At 60.8% G+C, this 14477-nt stretch carries 21 protein-coding genes and 1 pseudogene; 9 read left to right on the top strand and 13 right to left on the bottom strand.

Annotated elements, in window-relative coordinates; translation table 11 throughout:
• Positions 1 to 112: 112 nt before the first annotated feature.
• Entirely contained in the window at positions 113 to 685 is a 573-nt protein-coding gene (locus JQK88_RS02295) for a TetR/AcrR family transcriptional regulator (RefSeq protein ID WP_203277334.1), read from the bottom strand.
• 108 nt (positions 686 to 793) lie between these two features.
• On the opposite strand from JQK88_RS02295, the gene JQK88_RS02290 reads away from it, so the two are divergent.
• Both JQK88_RS02290 and JQK88_RS02285 read left to right on the top strand, forming a co-directional pair.
• A complete protein-coding gene (locus JQK88_RS02290) occupies positions 794 to 1480 on the top strand; it encodes a glutathione S-transferase family protein (protein ID WP_203277333.1) in 687 nt (228 codons plus the stop codon).
• 89 nt (positions 1481 to 1569) lie between these two features.
• Complete coding sequence (locus JQK88_RS02285; RefSeq protein WP_203277332.1) at positions 1570 to 2541, top strand: alpha/beta fold hydrolase; 972 nt, start codon at positions 1570 to 1572, stop codon at positions 2539 to 2541.
• 76 nt (positions 2542 to 2617) lie between these two features.
• Here the strand turns inward: JQK88_RS02285 and JQK88_RS02280 are convergent, their stop codons facing one another.
• Positions 2618 to 3022, bottom strand: a complete 405-nt coding sequence (locus JQK88_RS02280) for a hypothetical protein (protein ID WP_203277331.1) — start codon at positions 3020 to 3022, stop codon at positions 2618 to 2620.
• 197 nt (positions 3023 to 3219) lie between these two features.
• Between JQK88_RS02280 and JQK88_RS02275 the strand changes: the two genes are divergently transcribed.
• Both JQK88_RS02275 and JQK88_RS02270 read left to right on the top strand, forming a co-directional pair.
• Positions 3220 to 3645, top strand: coding sequence for a MarR family winged helix-turn-helix transcriptional regulator (locus JQK88_RS02275; protein ID WP_203277330.1), 426 nt, complete (start codon positions 3220 to 3222; stop codon positions 3643 to 3645).
• Between the two features lie 64 nt (positions 3646 to 3709).
• Positions 3710 to 4603 (top strand): NmrA family NAD(P)-binding protein, encoded by an 894-nt coding sequence (locus JQK88_RS02270; protein ID WP_203277329.1) that lies wholly within the window; start codon positions 3710 to 3712, stop codon positions 4601 to 4603.
• Between the two features lie 53 nt (positions 4604 to 4656).
• Here JQK88_RS02270 and JQK88_RS02265 read toward each other — a convergent pair whose 3' ends face one another.
• From JQK88_RS02265 to JQK88_RS02235, 7 genes are all read right to left on the bottom strand, one after another.
• On the bottom strand, positions 4657 to 4797 hold the full coding sequence (locus JQK88_RS02265) for a hypothetical protein (RefSeq protein ID WP_203277328.1): 141 nt from the start codon (positions 4795 to 4797) through the stop codon (positions 4657 to 4659).
• A gap of 205 nt (positions 4798 to 5002) precedes the next feature.
• On the bottom strand, positions 5003 to 5302 hold the full coding sequence (locus JQK88_RS02260; RefSeq protein ID WP_203277327.1) for a DUF982 domain-containing protein: 300 nt from the start codon (positions 5300 to 5302) through the stop codon (positions 5003 to 5005).
• 142 nt (positions 5303 to 5444) lie between these two features.
• Positions 5445 to 5954, bottom strand: a complete 510-nt coding sequence (locus JQK88_RS02255; RefSeq protein WP_192259616.1) for an Hsp20/alpha crystallin family protein — start codon at positions 5952 to 5954, stop codon at positions 5445 to 5447.
• Between the two features lie 85 nt (positions 5955 to 6039).
• Positions 6040 to 6507, bottom strand: coding sequence for an Hsp20 family protein (locus JQK88_RS02250; RefSeq protein WP_203277931.1), 468 nt, complete (start codon positions 6505 to 6507; stop codon positions 6040 to 6042).
• A gap of 623 nt (positions 6508 to 7130) precedes the next feature.
• Positions 7131 to 7430, bottom strand: coding sequence for a DUF982 domain-containing protein (locus JQK88_RS02245; RefSeq protein ID WP_203277326.1), 300 nt, complete (start codon positions 7428 to 7430; stop codon positions 7131 to 7133).
• 235 nt (positions 7431 to 7665) lie between these two features.
• Positions 7666 to 7935, bottom strand: coding sequence for an usg protein (locus JQK88_RS02240; RefSeq protein WP_203277325.1), 270 nt, complete (start codon positions 7933 to 7935; stop codon positions 7666 to 7668).
• A 22-nt stretch (positions 7936 to 7957) separates the two neighbouring features.
• Positions 7958 to 8305: a hypothetical protein gene (locus JQK88_RS02235; RefSeq protein ID WP_203277324.1), complete on the bottom strand. Its 348-nt coding sequence runs from the start codon at positions 8303 to 8305 to the stop codon at positions 7958 to 7960.
• A 340-nt stretch (positions 8306 to 8645) separates the two neighbouring features.
• On the opposite strand from JQK88_RS02235, the gene groES reads away from it, so the two are divergent.
• From groES to JQK88_RS02210, 5 genes are all read left to right on the top strand, one after another.
• The gene (gene groES, locus JQK88_RS02230) at positions 8646 to 8960 is read left to right on the top strand and encodes a co-chaperone GroES (protein WP_192259626.1); all 315 of its coding nucleotides are present in this window, start codon (positions 8646 to 8648) and stop codon (positions 8958 to 8960) included.
• Between the two features lie 59 nt (positions 8961 to 9019).
• The gene (groL, locus tag JQK88_RS02225; protein ID WP_203277323.1) at positions 9020 to 10648 is read left to right on the top strand and encodes a chaperonin GroEL; all 1629 of its coding nucleotides are present in this window, start codon (positions 9020 to 9022) and stop codon (positions 10646 to 10648) included.
• Positions 10649 to 10706: 58 nt separating this feature from the next.
• Complete coding sequence (locus tag JQK88_RS02220; RefSeq protein WP_112562129.1) at positions 10707 to 10937, top strand: hypothetical protein; 231 nt, start codon at positions 10707 to 10709, stop codon at positions 10935 to 10937.
• 82 nt (positions 10938 to 11019) lie between these two features.
• Positions 11020 to 11340 carry a DUF982 domain-containing protein gene (locus tag JQK88_RS02215; protein ID WP_192259630.1) on the top strand — a complete coding sequence of 107 codons (321 nt, stop codon included), beginning with the start codon at positions 11020 to 11022 and terminating at the stop codon, positions 11338 to 11340.
• Between the two features lie 25 nt (positions 11341 to 11365).
• A complete protein-coding gene (locus JQK88_RS02210) occupies positions 11366 to 11614 on the top strand; it encodes a DUF982 domain-containing protein (protein ID WP_192259632.1) in 249 nt (82 codons plus the stop codon).
• A 137-nt stretch (positions 11615 to 11751) separates the two neighbouring features.
• Here the strand turns inward: JQK88_RS02210 and JQK88_RS02205 are convergent, their stop codons facing one another.
• The 4 genes and pseudogenes from JQK88_RS02205 to JQK88_RS02195 form a co-directional block, all read right to left on the bottom strand.
• Positions 11752 to 12102, bottom strand: coding sequence for a EutQ-related cupin domain-containing protein (locus JQK88_RS02205; protein ID WP_192260125.1), 351 nt, complete (start codon positions 12100 to 12102; stop codon positions 11752 to 11754).
• Between the two features lie 232 nt (positions 12103 to 12334).
• Positions 12335 to 13075 carry an SDR family NAD(P)-dependent oxidoreductase gene (locus tag JQK88_RS02200; RefSeq protein ID WP_203277322.1) on the bottom strand — a complete coding sequence of 247 codons (741 nt, stop codon included), beginning with the start codon at positions 13073 to 13075 and terminating at the stop codon, positions 12335 to 12337.
• A gap of 247 nt (positions 13076 to 13322) precedes the next feature.
• A pseudogene (locus JQK88_RS35940) lies at positions 13323 to 13424 on the bottom strand (pirin family protein); the annotation flags it as partial.
• A gap of 20 nt (positions 13425 to 13444) precedes the next feature.
• Positions 13445 to 14338, bottom strand: a complete 894-nt coding sequence (locus JQK88_RS02195; RefSeq protein ID WP_192259636.1) for a LysR family transcriptional regulator — start codon at positions 14336 to 14338, stop codon at positions 13445 to 13447.
• Between the last annotated feature and the right edge of the window lie 139 nt (positions 14339 to 14477).

The following is a 14477-nucleotide window of genomic DNA, read 5'->3' as shown; positions in this document are numbered from 1 at the left end:
TCAACCCTAGGCAGATGATGGACGTTCTCGGCCACAACGACATCGACCATGCGGAACTCTATCTTGGGAGGCGTCGCAGGTGCGTTTGGCCGTGCAGTTGGCGCATCGACCGTTACGGGACAAGACCTGTCGCTCGGTAGGCTCGGATCGTCCGGTCATAAATGCCGATGTCCCGGCAGCCGCGCGCGACCAACTGGGCCCCCTCGATGGCTGCGAAGATCGCCATCGCGTGCTCCTGCAGGTCTTGGTCGGTTGCGGAAGGCTTGGCCCGCGAGAGCACCTTGGCTAGCCAACCGACGTTCATAGCGGCGAATTTGTCGACCTCGGTCCGAACCTCCGTGGGAAGGTCGTCAAGTTCCGCGCTCATGATCCCGCACAGGCACATGCGATTGTCGTTGGCCAGAGCCGAGCGAAATATCTCGGTATATTTGTCCATGCAGCAGGTCACGTCCTCGGACGTCGCCAGGAGCTCAGCGAGATATGCTGCCCCCTCCTCGGTGTAGCGACGCGCCAACGCCGCGCCGAGGTCGCCCTTGGTCGGGAAGTGGTAGTGCACGCTGGCGCTTTTGATCCCCACCTCTTTCGCGAGTTCGCGAAAGCTGAGCGCATTGTAGCCATGCGACTGTACCGTCGCTCTTGCGGCGGTCATGACCGCTTCGCGCATATCCGTTTTGGTTTTAGCCATCGTCGATCCATACCTATCACTCGATAGATAGTTGTTGACGCGACAAAAGGGAAGGGATAAACGACGACTACAATCTATCTATCGATAGACAGACAGAAGGAACCTCCCATGAAAATCTTCGATCGTCCGGGCTTTCCCAATCCGGCCCGTATCCGCATCGTGCTCGCCGAGAAGGGTCTCGAACCGCAGGTCGAGTTCGTCTCCGTCGATCTCATTGGCGCCGAGCACAAACAACCGGCCTTCCTCGAAAAGAACCCCTCGGGCGTGCTGCCGGTTCTCCAGCTCGAGGACGGCACCTGCATCGCGGAGGCCACCGCCATCACCGAATACCTCGACAACCTCGACGGCGATCCGCGGCTCACCGGCAAGACGCCGAAGGAAAAGGCCGTCATCCACATGATGCAGAAGCGGGCCGAGACCGAGTTGCTCGATGCGGTCGGCAACTACTTTCATCATGCGACGCCGGGCCTGGGCGACAAGCTGCAGGCCTTCAAGAGCCCGGAATGGGCCGGCCGTCAGGAGTGGGGCAATCGCCAGCGCGACAAGGCGCTCGCGGGGATGAAGTATTTCGACAGAGTATTGCAGGACCAGTCGTTCGTCGCCGGCGATGTGTTCTCGATGGCCGACATTACAGTCTTTGCCGGGCTGATGTTCGCCGACGCCGCCGGCATTGCCATCCCTGACGATCATTCCGCGCTCAACTCCTGGCGCGCAAAGGTCTCCGAGCTGCCGAGCGTCAAGAACCGTAGCGGCCATATGTTCGTCGCCGAGGATCTGCGCAGGCTCGGCTTCTAATCTCGCACGCGACCTGAACATCGCGCGGACACGTCCAACCACATTCGCCACTCGCGCCGCCAGGCGGCATAACCTCACGGAGTTCCCTCATGTCCACGATCTCAACACCCGACAGCGCTTCCCGGCGCAACCTGCTGAAAGGGGTCGCCATCGCCAGCGTCGGGCTTGCAGCAGTTGGCGCCGGCGCATCCCCCGCCGATGCAAAGACCCCCGCGCCTGCCCGCGCCGGCAAGGCCACAGGCGACCGCCTCGTCACGAAAGACGGCACCAGCCTCTATTTCAAGGACTGGGGCACCGGGCCGGCCGTGGTGTTCAGCCATGGCTATCCGCTCTCGTCCGACGCCTGGGAGGACCAGATGTTCTTCCTGTTGCGGAATGGCTACCGCGTCATCGCCCATGACCGTCGGGGTTTTGGCCGGTCGAGCCAGCCGTCCGGCGGTTACGACTACGACACCTTCGCCGATGATCTGGCGCAACTGGTCGAGGCACTCGATCTGCGCGATGCGACCTTCGTCGGTCATTCGATGGGCGGTGGCGAGGTCGCACGTTATGTCGCGCGCCATGGCCAGAGCCGCGTTGCCAAGGTCGCCTTCGTTTCCTCGGTGACACCCTTCCTGCTCAAAACCGCGACCAATCCGAACGGTGCGCCGAAGGAGCTGTTCGATACGTTCCGCGCCGCCGTGCAGGCAAACCGGTCGCAGTGGAATCTCGACGTCACCATGCCGTATTACAGTTTCAACCGTCCGGGCGCGCACGTCTCGGAAGGCCTGCGGGAGAGCTACTGGCGTCAGGGACAGGCAACCGGGTTTCTTGCTGCCTATCACGCGCTTGGCGCCTTCTCGGAAACCGATTTCCGCGACGACCTCAAGAAGATCACCGTTCCCGCGCTGGTGATCCACGGCAGTGACGACCAGATCGTCCCGCTGGAAATCTCCGCGAAACGGACCGCCGGGCTCGTTTCGCACGCCAAGCTCATTGTCTACGAAGGCGGCTCCCATGGACTGCTGCATCTCGACAAGGACCGCTTGAACGCCGACCTGCTGGCGTTCCTTCGCGGCTGATGGCGTGCGATAGGCCGGGGGCTGGCCGTAGCCGGGCCCCGGCGCCTTTGCGTGTGATCGTATGCTGATCTGGCAATCAGGACCCGGCGACCTCGTTCACCGGCGCGTTGTAAAAGAGATCGTCACCAAACTCGTCCCCGACGATGCCGCCCAGTCCTGACGACAGCGACAGCGCAGCGTCCAGAGGCGCAAACGTCATCGTCACGCGCCGGACGAGCCCGGTCTCGTCACGCTCGATGACGCCTACCGCTTCCAGATCGAGGCCGGCGCGAAGTGTTGCCTTGTATTGCAGGAAATGGCGCAGATCGATCGCCCCATAGAAGGTGGGCGTCTGCGAGGCGTAGAGCGTGCCGACGGCCTCGACCAGGTGCTTGATCTTGTCTCGACCCGAAACCGGACGGCGCAGGACCGTCCCTCTCAGTTCGGCGTCATCGGCAAGATCATCGAGGAATGGGTGCTTTTCTCCGTTGCTGCTCGACATGTCGTTTCTCCGGATGGCGTGATTTCTGGGATGGCCGCGTGAGCGCGTTCCAGACTCAACTGCGACGTTCCCGAACTTAGTGTGTAATTGCACTTCAAGCAATGAGCCGAGGAGCCGGGTTGTGCCGACTCTGGTAAGCAGGTAGAGCGCCGAGGTTCGGACTTGACACTGTGCAATTGCACATTTAGATATGCCCCATGCCGACACCTACTGGTCCTCATCTCTGTTACGCCCTTGCCGCCCGCCAGAACGCGCGGCATCTGAGCCGTCTTTACGACAGTCATCTGGCGCCTGCCGGACTGTCGGTCTCGCAATTCTCGATTTTGTCTCTGCTGGAAGCCTACCAAAGCCTCAAGATCACCCGTCTCGCCGAAATGCTGAGCATGGAACGCACGACTCTCGTCCGCGCGCTGAAGCCGCTGCAGGCGGCCGGATGGGTCGTCGCCGGCAGAGCCGATAGCGGCCGTGCTTTCGATATCACGCTCTCCCCTTCGGGCGTTGCAAAGGTGACGGAAGCCGTTCCTCTCTGGAAAAACGCCCAGGCCGCGTTTGAGCGGGAGGTTGGACAGGATCGTGCCGTGCGCATGCGCGATGAAATCCTGGAGTTGAACCTCGCCGGGTAGTTCCCTTTTTTATCCAAAATTGTGTAATTACACACTTATGATGCAGCCCAACAAGGAGATAGAAATGACTGACAAGTTCCTCGTTACCGGCGCGACCGGTGAGACCGGCCGCTACACCGTCCAACGCCTGCTCGAGAAGGGCCACGCTGTCCGCGCGATGGTCCACAAGGAAGACGAGCGCGCCGAGACGCTTCGCAGCGAAGGCGCCGAGGTCGTGGTGGGCGACCTCTTGGAGCATGACAACGTGATCCGCGCCGCCGCAGGCACCACCGCCGCCTATTTCTGCTACCCTGTCCGTCCCGGTATCATCCAGACGACGGCATATTTCGCCGATGCGGCCAGGCGCGCCGGCCTCAAGGCCGTGATCAACATGTCGCAGATCTCCGCGCGCGAGGACTCCGAGAGTCATGCGGCGCGCGATCACTGGATCGCCGAGCGGATCTTCGACTGGTCGGGCGTTCCCACCATCCATCTGCGGCCGACCTTCTTCTCGCAATGGCTGCTCTATCCGTTCGCGCGCAAGACGATCGTCGAACAGAGCATCATCGACTTGCCCTATGGCACTGGCCGTCATGCTCCCATCGCTGCCGAGGACCAGGCCCGCCTGATCGCAGTGCTGCTGGCCGATCCGGCCGCCCATGTCGGCAAGACCTACACGCTTCATGGACCGACCGAGCTTGATCAGCCGGGCATCGCCGCAGCCATCAGCGAGGTGCTCGGCCGCAAGATCAGCTATCAGCCGCTGACCATCCCCGCCTATCGCGAGCGCCTGGAAAAGTTCGGCCTGCCGGAATTTTTGATCCAGCATTTCTGCGCCATCGCCCTCGATTACCAGAACGGCATTTTCTCGGGCGCCGACAAGATCATCGCCGAAGTCACAGGCATGCCGCCGATGACCGTTCAGGACTTCGTCACGTCGCACCGGGCCGCCTTCAATACGCTGGATGCGGCGGCGTAAGCCACTCCGGCGTCGCCCGACGGAACATCGGAATCACTCGGTCGGAAGCACCTCTAACAGGCTGTTGAAGAAGTACTGGCAATGACGAAATGGACGAAGCCCAGGGCAATGGATGGGCTGAAATCCAACCAGACGGCTCTATCAACGGACAAATCTGCTTTCATGGCGGCGACGAAGCAGACTTCGTCGCTCACAAATGGACTTCTTCAACAGCCTGCTAAAGCGTTGAAAACTATAATGGTGGGGCCTGTAGGACACATTAAGATCATTGATTTTATTGGCTTTTTCGTGGGCCAAAATCAGAAGTCCTCCCGTCTCGTTCCGTCTGGCTTCCGCGACCGAGCCCGTCAAGTCGAATTAAACGGCCTATACGCTCCCAGGAGAAACCCTGAACTGAAGTCAGGGACCGCGCTCAGAAACGCGCAGCTTTTGATCAGCCCCGGCCATTGGCGCAAAATCGTATTTGGCCAGCACCCCAGCTATCCTGGCAAAGCCGACAAATGCCTGCCGCGCCTGATCGGTTGTCATCTGACCAGCAATCGCGGCGTTGCAGCTTCTCACCGCGCAGCTGTATACCGGTCCCCGACGGGCCCTTGGCCATTGATTCAAGAATACCAGCGCCTCCCGCACCGAGTTGATGTCGTGTATCACGTCACTGGTCTTAACCTGCACGGGGGCACGGAAAGCCAGACTGGTCATTTGTTACCTCCCTGGGATTGCAAGGGTTGCTTCAGCATCACATGATGCGGCTCTTTCGTTTGAGGCTGTCGGACGCCATTTGATCATCCTCGCTGTCTGCAGAGGCCAGGGCTCGACGAGCCCCGGCCTTCCTTCGCGAACCTCATTTGCTGCCGTTGATTGCAATGCGTTTGGCGTTTGCCTGCGCCTTTTTGGTCTTCGGCAGGGTCACCGTGAGCACACCGTTCTTGAACGTAGCCACCACCTTGTCGTCTTCAACCTCACGGCCGAGACTGAAGCGCCGCTCAAAGCGCCCATAATAACGTTCGCTGAACTGGCGGTCCTTGTCCTCGGTTTCTGCTTTCTTCTCGCCGCGAAGCGTCAGAACACCATCATCCAGCATGACCTCGACGTCGTTTTCATCGAGGCCCGGGATTTCGGCCGTCACCCGGATTTCCTTGTCGGTTTCCGAGAACTCCACGCTTGGCCAAGTGCCATTGAGAGGAGGCACGCGGCCCAGAACCGAAGGCGTGTCAAAACCGCGGAACACCTCGTCGAATAGCCGGTTGACATTGCGGTGCAACGACAGGAACGGATCCATGTCGTCACTGCGATAAATGCTCGGCGCCTGGCTGCCGCCACGGCTCCAGGGAATCAAGTCACGTACGCTCATTTGTCCTTCTCCTTTCCGTTTTATGGGTCGCACCCGGACCCATCCACGACAGGACGGGTGTCTGCTACAGGCCGACCGCCAAAGATCAGGCCGCCGCGCTTTCAATGCCCTTGGAGGCCGCATTCTTGCCGGTATCGACATTAATCGCGATCCGGCGCGGCTTCATCTCCTCGGGAATTTCCTTCTTGAGGTCGATGATCAGCAGACCGTTTTCGAGCTTTGCCCCGACAATGGTCACATGATCGGCGAGCTCGAAGCGGCGCACGAACGACCTTAACGCCAGGCCATGATGGAGGTACTGAACCCCGTCGTTCTCTGTCTTGGCGCCCTCGATCACGAGCATATTTGGCTCATGCGTGATCGCAAGCTCGTCTTCACCGAAACCGGCGACCGCGAGGACAATGCGATAGGTGTCTTCACCGAGCTTGGCGATATCGTATGGCGGCCAGCTATCCGCGTTCTGCGGGGGGCTGGCGTTTTCGAGCAGGTTGAAGATGCGGTCAAAGCCGATGCTCGACCGATAGAAGGGGGAAAAGTCCAGGTTCGTTCTCATAGCTACATCCTCCTTGGAGCAACATAGATACGAGGGAACGCCAAGAAGCCTGGCGCTCCCTGACACATCGGCCCCTTGCGCGGCGACCGACAAAGATGAGTTGGGAATCGATTTCGGCCGTGTCAAGAGCGAACGCTAAAGCAGTCTCGCGACCGCCTTCGAATGGCAGGGTGGCAAGCTCTCCAGCGAATGCCCCATCTACTTCGCAGGTATTTCGAACGGAGGAAAAGGATGGCTATGACACGCCAAGACGTCGTCTCGGTCCTCGGATTCATAGACGACGTGACGATTGCGGAGATCATCGCGTCCGGTGCCTCGCTCGAGGAATTGAGAAAGCTGGGCCTGGGCCTTCGGTGATGAGGCGCTGATGAGCCAGGGACGACCATTGCCGGGACACGGGTGGCAGCGCAAGGGAACCGGGACGAAGCGTGAAGATGCCGGCAGGTCCTGCCATTCAGGCAGACGTGCTTAGTCGTGCGATCCGCTTGGAAAGTTGTCCGTGCTGGAGGCATCTATATGACAGACAACGACAAGGGGCTCGGCTTCCCGCTCCCCTTGCCCGGGTGACGCACCGCTTTGATGCTGTGGCGGTAGATTGCCGCCGCAGCACTAGCCCTGACTATCTAAAGATGGTCTATTTTGCTGATCTTCGGCCCTGTCATCCACTGCGGCGCCGCGGGCAGATCCTCGATGACGGCGACCCTGCGTGCCCAGGTCATAAAGGCCCTGTTCGCCGCCTCCACAGGCTTCCGGCCATCGTACGCGGCGTAGCATGCATCCGACGCCGCAGCGTGGAGGAGGCCGCGCCTTTCAACCGGCCATTCTTCCAGAAACTCTATCGCATCCATGACACAGCCGATCTTTTGGACAACATGGCCCTCGTCTCTTACGAAAACCGGTTGTTTGAACGTCGCGCTTTCCATAGTGACCTCCCTTCAAACCGTGGGGCAACTGGATCTTGCCTCCCCGTGCGCGGCTCCCGGCAAACGATGTCGGCTAGCTTGGCGAACGCCACGGCAAACGGCGGAAACCGGATTTTCAAAGAGCATAATTTCCATGCGATCCTTCGGCTCCTGCTAACCCGATATCCGGCAAGCCGCGCTGGACACATAAAAAGATTGGAAACGCCACTTTCCAGTTCAAGGGGAGCGGACCCGGCTATTGAATTGTGAAGATGCCGTCTACGGCCTGCCATTCGGAAGGCCGGATAAGGCGGTGATGGGCGACCCGCACGGAATGCAGCGCTCCTTCGAGTTCGCGCTCCCAATAATCCAGAAACCCCTTGAGGGTCGGGAATTCCGGTGCCAGGTCGTATTCCTGCCAAACGTAGAGCTGCAAAAGGCTCGGATGATCGGGAAGGCGGTAGTGAATTTCCGCAGTTGTGAGACCGTAGCCCTCCATCTGCAGCCGGAATTGCCTGCTGACCATGCGTCTCTCCTATCGCGCGCGTTCAGGCATCAAGTCTTTGCGGGCGTTCTCGGGCCCGCCGTTCCTCGAGGTCATAGCCTACCTCGGCGCGCCTATCGTCCAGTCGGCGAAGTGCATCCATGACGGCGTCAAACGTCACCGGGTTCGCAGCACCCGGTGGCTTTCGCAGCGCAGGCATGGAGTCGACGGCGCAAGCATCAGAAGCCCATGAGGCAAGAATGGCGCGCTTCTCCTGAGTGTCGAGCGTGCGGTCGCCCACCACCTCATCGGGGTGGCTAAAGTGCCGCGCCGGAAACAGCAGGCGGTCAAGCGAAAGATCGGTGGTTTCAGGGGCGATCGAGGGGATGTTTTTTGGGAAAGTTCGTTCCATCGACAGTCTCCGCTTCCTAACAATCTCCTTGGCATTATTGGTGTTGCGGTGACCCTTTTCGGGGTCTCCAACCGTAAAAAATTTCGTGGAGTTCGGGCCGAATTTCGAGACCTGAAAATCGCGCGCCCCCGCAAAAATAGCTGCATGAATTCATGCGGCTAGCACTCCGGAATGCCGAGTGCCAAAATTTTTTCAACGACCTCTTGAAACGCAGAAAATGCAAAACTAGTTCGATATGCGCGCGATGCCTGAAAAAGGGTCGCGGCGCCCCGCACTGGCCCGATATTGCCGGTCCGGTGTGGAGGAACTCAAAAATCTGTTTGTCCTGAAGGAGAACGATATGACGTTCCGTCCATTGCATGACCGTATCCTGGTCCGCCGCATCGAAGCCGAGGAGAAGACGGCTGGCGGCATCATCATCCCCGACACCGCCAAAGAGAAGCCGCAGGAGGGCGAGGTGATTGCCGTCGGCCCAGGCGCCCGCGACGAGAGCGGCAAGCTCACGCCTCTCGACGTCAAGATCGGCGACCGCATCCTGTTCGGCAAGTGGTCCGGCACGGAGATCAAGCTCAACGGCGAAGATCTGCTCATCATGAAGGAAAGCGACGTGATGGGCGTGATCGAGCAGACCGCGACGGTCAAGAAAGCCGCCTGATCGAACTCTGGTCCAATCGCAATCCAGTCAATGAAGCTACCTGCTGAAGGAGTGATCCAATGGCTGCCAAGGAAGTGAAATTCCATTCCGATGCCCGCGAGCGCATGCTGCGCGGCGTCAACATCCTCGCCGACGCGGTGAAGGTCACGCTCGGCCCCAAGGGCCGCAACGTCGTCATCGACAAGTCGTTTGGAGCGCCGCGCATCACCAAGGACGGCGTCACCGTCGCCAAGGAAATCGAGCTCGAGGACAAGTTCGAGAACATGGGCGCGCAGATGGTGCGCGAGGTCGCCTCGAAGACCAGCGACCTTGCCGGCGACGGCACCACGACCGCGACCGTGCTTGCACAGGCGATCGTCAAGGAAGGCGCGAAGGCCGTCGCGTCGGGGATGAACCCGATGGACCTGAAGCGCGGCATCGACAAGGCCGTCGATGCGATTGTCCAGGAGTTGAAGACCAACGCCCGCAAGGTGACCAGAAATGACGAGATCGCCCAGGTTGGCACCATCTCGGCCAATGGCGACGCCGAGATCGGCCGCTTCCTTGCGGAAGCGATGCAGAAGGTCGGCAATGAGGGCGTCATCACCGTGGAGGAGGCCAAGACCGCCGAGACCGAGCTGGAAGTCGTCGAGGGCATGCAGTTCGACCGTGGCTACCTCAGCCCCTACTTCATCACCAACCAGGACAAGATGCGCGTCGAGCTCGAAGAGCCCTATGTGCTGATCCACGAGAAGAAGCTGTCCAATCTGCAGGCGCTGCTTCCGGTGCTGGAAGCTGTCGTGCAGTCGTCCAAACCGCTGCTGATCATCGCCGAGGATGTCGAGGGCGAAGCGTTGGCGACGCTGGTCGTCAACAAGCTGCGCGGTGGCCTCAAAGTCGCCGCCGTCAAGGCGCCCGGCTTCGGCGACCGCCGCAAGGCAATGCTGGAGGATATTGCCATCCTCACGGGCGGTACCGCAATCTCGGAAGATCTCGGTATCAAGCTCGAAAACGTCACGCTCAACATGCTCGGCCGCGCCAAGAAGGTGGTGATCGAGAAGGAGAACACAACCATCGTCGACGGTGCCGGCTCGAAGAGCGAGATCCAGGGCCGCGTCAGTCAGATCAAGGCGCAGATCGAGGAGACTACCTCCGACTACGACAAGGAAAAGCTGCAGGAGCGGCTGGCCAAGCTCGCCGGCGGTGTCGCCGTCATCCGCGTCGGCGGCTCGACCGAGGTCGAAGTCAAGGAGCGCAAGGACCGTGTCGACGATGCCATGCATGCGACGCGGGCTGCGGTCGAGGAAGGCGTGTTGCCAGGTGGCGGCGTAGCGCTTCTGCGTGCGGCCAAGGCGCTGGACAGCGTGCAGGCCGAGAATGAAGACCAGAAGCACGGTATCGAGATCGTGCGCCGCGCGATCGAAGCGCCTGTGCGCCAGATCGCCGAGAACGCCGGCGCGGAAGGCTCGATCATCGTCGGCAAGCTACGCGAGAAGCCGGAATTCGGCTGGGGCTGGAACGCACAGACCAACGCGTTCGGCGACCTCTACAACGAGGGCGTCATCGATCCGGTAAAGGTGGTGCGGACCGCGCTCCAGGATGCGGCATCGGTTGCCGGCCTGCTGGTAACGACGGAAGCGATGGTTGCCGAGAAGCCGAAGAAGGAACCCGCCGTTCCGGCAATGCCGGCTGGTGGCATGGACTTCTGATGGTAACGGCTGTGTCCGCGCCCGGTGGGCGCGGACACCCTGACAAATGGGTAGAGCCATGAACGTGATGAACTTGAACGTAATCCCCCCGCCGTCGCGTGCGGCCACCGATCTGAACTACGAAGCAGATCTGAAGGTTGCGCTTGACCCGATACTGGTCGAGTTGCTCGACAGAGCGGAGGCCGCGGGTTGGGATCGGCGCAAAGCCGCATACACGGTGATGTTTCTGGCCGCGCGGAATCTTACCGACGGCAAAGGCCCTCCTGGAAACGGGAGTTCGGCAGGCTAAGGCGCGACGCACGCAACTATCGCGCACGCGCCGTGGGAAAGGCTTCCGATCGATTGAGCTAACCACGTGAACGGAGGAAAACATGGAACACAATCAATTTCAGCATCCCGTGAGGGTGCTCGTGGGTCTTGGGTTTCCAACCGACATTCAAAGCGTAAAAGACGCCTTCGTCCTGCTGGATGAATGGCCGCCATCGAAGCGAAACCCTGCTCATGGCGTCGCGCTCAATGCATGTAGGGCAGCCCTCGCCGGCGAGGTGGATGCCGAAACCGCTCGCAGCACTTTTGTTGCCTTCGCCCGCCGCATGGATTTGCTTGTACAGGCCGCAGGCGACATCGTCGCGGCCAAGGCAGTCGGCACCTTCGGATTAGCTGCGGAAGGCCATTTCAGCAAATCGATGTAATCGATCTGTCGGAACGGAGGAAACCATGAGGGATATTCGATTTCCCGAACCAGTGAGACTGCGCGTGAGACCCTCAAGGGAGCGGGTGGTCGCCAGCAGTTGGGAAGCACTTGAGTGCCTTCATGACCATTGGCCAGAATCGGCGAGAGGACCAAGCTATCGAGCAGCCTGCCGCACTTGCCGCGACTCCCTGGACGGATGGCGGGCCCCACAACAAGCAAGAAGGGCATTTTTGAAAGCAGCCCGTCGTGCAGGTTTGGTCCAGGCTTCATAGTGAGCTCAGATGCGCGCGAGCCGTCGCTGGGACAAAGCGGAGAGGCCTCGCGCCAGATCTGCGCGGGCGAGACCTCAACGCCTACTCGGATGAGCATGATCCGCCTGGACGTCGAACTGCGCGTCACCCCGGAGGACTTACCCCCGCGCCTCCTGCCAGTGGGGATAGGTGACATAGGCGGTGACCGCGCCTTGCTCGTGCGAGCGGATCGTGACGTTCTGGCCTTTGGGCATATGGACGATTTCGCCCGGCCCTGCGGTGACGCTGCCTGACTTTCCGGACACCGACAGCCGCCCCTCGAGGACGACCATCACATCATCGACGGCCATCGTCTCCTCCAGTGTCTGGTTCGGCCCATAGCGCCCATACCCTATGGTGATCGGGGAGGCATGGCGCTGGTCGACCAGATTGCCCACAAACACGTCTCTGTCCTGTCCGGGGGAACGCTCCAGCGCAGCGTCGGTGATGGTGAACTTGCGAACCTTCACGGGAATTTCTCCTTCTAGCTGGTGTGGTTGAGCGGTTAGCTTGAACTCCTGAGTCTCAACGCGGAGTCGCCAGGGCGGCCTCCTTCATGTCGTCCTTTTCCTCCGCGTAAATCGGGTGCGCTTATTCATCAGCCCGACCCTGTCAAGGGCGGGGCTTGGCGCGAAAGGCTGGGTGTGGCGCTCGATGCATTGCCGAGCACGCAATTGGCCTGCTTGCGAACATCAAGTCTGCTCAGGCGGTTGCGCCACCGTCGGCGGTCAGGATGGCGCCCGTGATCACGCTCGCGGCGGGACTTGCCAGAAAGACCACAGCGTTCGCGATTTCGCGCGGCTCAGCGTAGCGTCCCAGTGACGTCAGGCTTCGCTGGAAATCGGCAGCCTCCCCATCCGCCGGATTTGCATCCGTATTGGTCGCCCCGGGCTGCACAAGATTCACGGTGATGCCGTTCGGGCCGAGTTCACGCGAAAGACCGCGGGTAAAGGAGGTAAGTGCCGCTTTGGACATCGCGTAAACCGTTATTCCTGGGAACGGGACCCGCTCTCCCAGGGCCGAACCGATCGTGATGATGCGTCCCCCTTCGGGGAGATGCGGAATAACTGCTGTCGCAAACAGCACTGGCGCTCGCACGTTGACGTCCATCACGGCCTGATAGTCGTTCACGTCGATCTCGGCGATCGTTCCGGTGTGGCCGATAGCCGCGCTGTTGACGAGGATATCGAGTCCACCGAGCGCCGAGACGGCTTGGCTCACTGAGCGCGTGATGGCCTCCGGGGCGGCGCTGTCGGCTTGGATGGCGACTGCGCGACGCCCCATGCTTTCGATGGACCTGACCACCGCATCAGACTTCTCGGCGGAGCGCCTATAAGTAAATGCAACGTCGGCGCCGTTCTCCGCCAGTGCTAACGCGATCGCAGCCCCGATGCCCCGCGATCCTCCAGTCACCAATGCACGCTTCCCACTCAGATCGATCATGTGTCCGTCCTTTTCTACCAACTTTGTTCAGGCATCCAATTTGGTTCGCGTAGGAATGCGACACCCGCTCGACGGCCTGATCCGGGATTTGGTGTTCGACATCGGTCCCGATTAGTGTCGAGAAGTGCCAAACTGTGTTGCGGGGGGAGGAACGCCGCCCGATGGCTCACGAGGCAGCCATGGCAATCATCCTCAGGAGCGATGGCCGCTTCGTCCTGGAGCCTAGGAAGCCACGAGCCCGTTGGGGCTCGGGTAAAGCCAGCCATGTCTGGATCCCGAACAGGCTGTTCGCACCGCCTCGGGCGGCCGCTGACGTGCGCTCCGGATGGGTGACACCGCGCCCGCCCAGGGCCTTGAACGGTTCGCGTTTTAGGGGTCGAGACCCCAAAGTTCCGGATTCCGTGCGAAATACTCGATCAGCATTTCGGTGAGGACCCGCACTTTCCGCGCGGGATGCTGACCCGGCGGGCGTACGACATACGCGGCCCCCGGAGGTACCGGATAGCGTGTCATGATCGGAACCAATGCACCGGAGGCCACATATCCATATGTAATGCAATCGGGGAGCCAGGCGATACCGAGGCCTGCAGCAGCAGCAGCGGCAAGCGCCGTGGCGCTGTCGGCCTTGAACCTGCCCTGCGGCTGAACCGTGACGATCCTGCCGCCATCCATGAACTGCCAGGCTTCCGTTCCCTGCATGAGGGCCTGATGGGTGACGAGTTCGTCCAGCGTCTGAGGTGACCCATGCGCTTTGACGTAATCCGGGCTTGCGACAAGCTTTCCATGGATCGGCCCAACGCGCTTCGCGATCAAGTTGGAGTCCTGAAGGTAGGCGCCCCGGATCGCGCAATCGAAACCCTCCGCAATGAGATCGACGAAGCGATCGCTGTAGGAGGTATGGATTTGAAGCTTCGGGTGCAGCCGCGCCATTTCCGCGATCACCGGGGCGAAGTGGGTTGGGCCGAAAGTAAGCGGCATGGCTACCCTCAGGCGGCCGCGAAGGTCGCCGGTCGGGAGGATCGTTTCCCTGGCGGTGTCGATCTCGGCGCTGGCCCGGGCCGCATGGTCCCTGAACGTGATTCCCGCTTCCGTGAGCGCGGCGCCGCGGGTCGTTCGTGCAAGAAGCTGGACGCCAAGCTCCGCTTCAACCCGAAAGAGCCGTCGACTGACAATTGACTTGGAGACGCCAAGCCGGCGCGCGGCGGCCGATACGCCCCCTGCATCGGCTACTGCGACGAATGTCTGCAGATCTTCGATGTCCAACTCGGTGTTCCTAATTTCGCGACGCAGATTGCCTGACTATGGCACTACCGCATCATCCAAGGGAACAGCAAATTACATCCAGGCAACGTCGCCTGCTGGCGCATGTCTCCCGTCGAACCCATTGCCGTCCATGGCAGCA

The organism is Mesorhizobium caraganae, assembly GCF_016836705.1.
In the GTDB taxonomy this organism is placed as follows: domain Bacteria; phylum Pseudomonadota; class Alphaproteobacteria; order Rhizobiales; family Rhizobiaceae; genus Mesorhizobium; species Mesorhizobium caraganae.
This window is presented reverse-complemented; position numbering and strand designations above follow the sequence as displayed.

Excerpts from the sequence above, each read along its gene's own strand:
- JQK88_RS02290 (WP_203277333.1), top strand. The coding sequence starts at position 794 with ATGAAAATCTTCGATCGTCCGGGCTTTCCCAATCCGGCCCGTATCCGC.
- JQK88_RS02210 (WP_192259632.1), top strand. The coding sequence starts at position 11,366 with ATGAGGGATATTCGATTTCCCGAACCAGTGAGACTGCGCGTGAGACCC.
- groES (WP_192259626.1), top strand. The coding sequence starts at position 8,646 with ATGACGTTCCGTCCATTGCATGACCGTATCCTGGTCCGCCGCATCGAA.
- JQK88_RS02220 (WP_112562129.1), top strand. The coding sequence starts at position 10,707 with ATGAACGTGATGAACTTGAACGTAATCCCCCCGCCGTCGCGTGCGGCC.
- JQK88_RS02295 (WP_203277334.1), bottom strand. The coding sequence starts at position 685 with ATGGCTAAAACCAAAACGGATATGCGCGAAGCGGTCATGACCGCCGCA.
- JQK88_RS02240 (WP_203277325.1), bottom strand. The coding sequence starts at position 7,935 with ATGGTCAGCAGGCAATTCCGGCTGCAGATGGAGGGCTACGGTCTCACA.
- JQK88_RS02215 (WP_192259630.1), top strand. The coding sequence starts at position 11,020 with ATGGAACACAATCAATTTCAGCATCCCGTGAGGGTGCTCGTGGGTCTT.
- JQK88_RS02235 (WP_203277324.1), bottom strand. The coding sequence starts at position 8,305 with ATGGAACGAACTTTCCCAAAAAACATCCCCTCGATCGCCCCTGAAACC.
- JQK88_RS02245 (WP_203277326.1), bottom strand. The coding sequence starts at position 7,430 with ATGGAAAGCGCGACGTTCAAACAACCGGTTTTCGTAAGAGACGAGGGC.
- JQK88_RS02250 (WP_203277931.1), bottom strand. The coding sequence starts at position 6,507 with ATGAGAACGAACCTGGACTTTTCCCCCTTCTATCGGTCGAGCATCGGC.
- JQK88_RS02275 (WP_203277330.1), top strand. The coding sequence starts at position 3,220 with ATGCCGACACCTACTGGTCCTCATCTCTGTTACGCCCTTGCCGCCCGC.
- JQK88_RS02200 (WP_203277322.1), bottom strand. The coding sequence starts at position 13,075 with ATGATCGATCTGAGTGGGAAGCGTGCATTGGTGACTGGAGGATCGCGG.
- JQK88_RS02280 (WP_203277331.1), bottom strand. The coding sequence starts at position 3,022 with ATGTCGAGCAGCAACGGAGAAAAGCACCCATTCCTCGATGATCTTGCC.
- JQK88_RS02260 (WP_203277327.1), bottom strand. The coding sequence starts at position 5,302 with ATGACCAGTCTGGCTTTCCGTGCCCCCGTGCAGGTTAAGACCAGTGAC.
- JQK88_RS02255 (WP_192259616.1), bottom strand. The coding sequence starts at position 5,954 with ATGAGCGTACGTGACTTGATTCCCTGGAGCCGTGGCGGCAGCCAGGCG.
- JQK88_RS02285 (WP_203277332.1), top strand. The coding sequence starts at position 1,570 with ATGTCCACGATCTCAACACCCGACAGCGCTTCCCGGCGCAACCTGCTG.
- groL (WP_203277323.1), top strand. The coding sequence starts at position 9,020 with ATGGCTGCCAAGGAAGTGAAATTCCATTCCGATGCCCGCGAGCGCATG.
- JQK88_RS02270 (WP_203277329.1), top strand. The coding sequence starts at position 3,710 with ATGACTGACAAGTTCCTCGTTACCGGCGCGACCGGTGAGACCGGCCGC.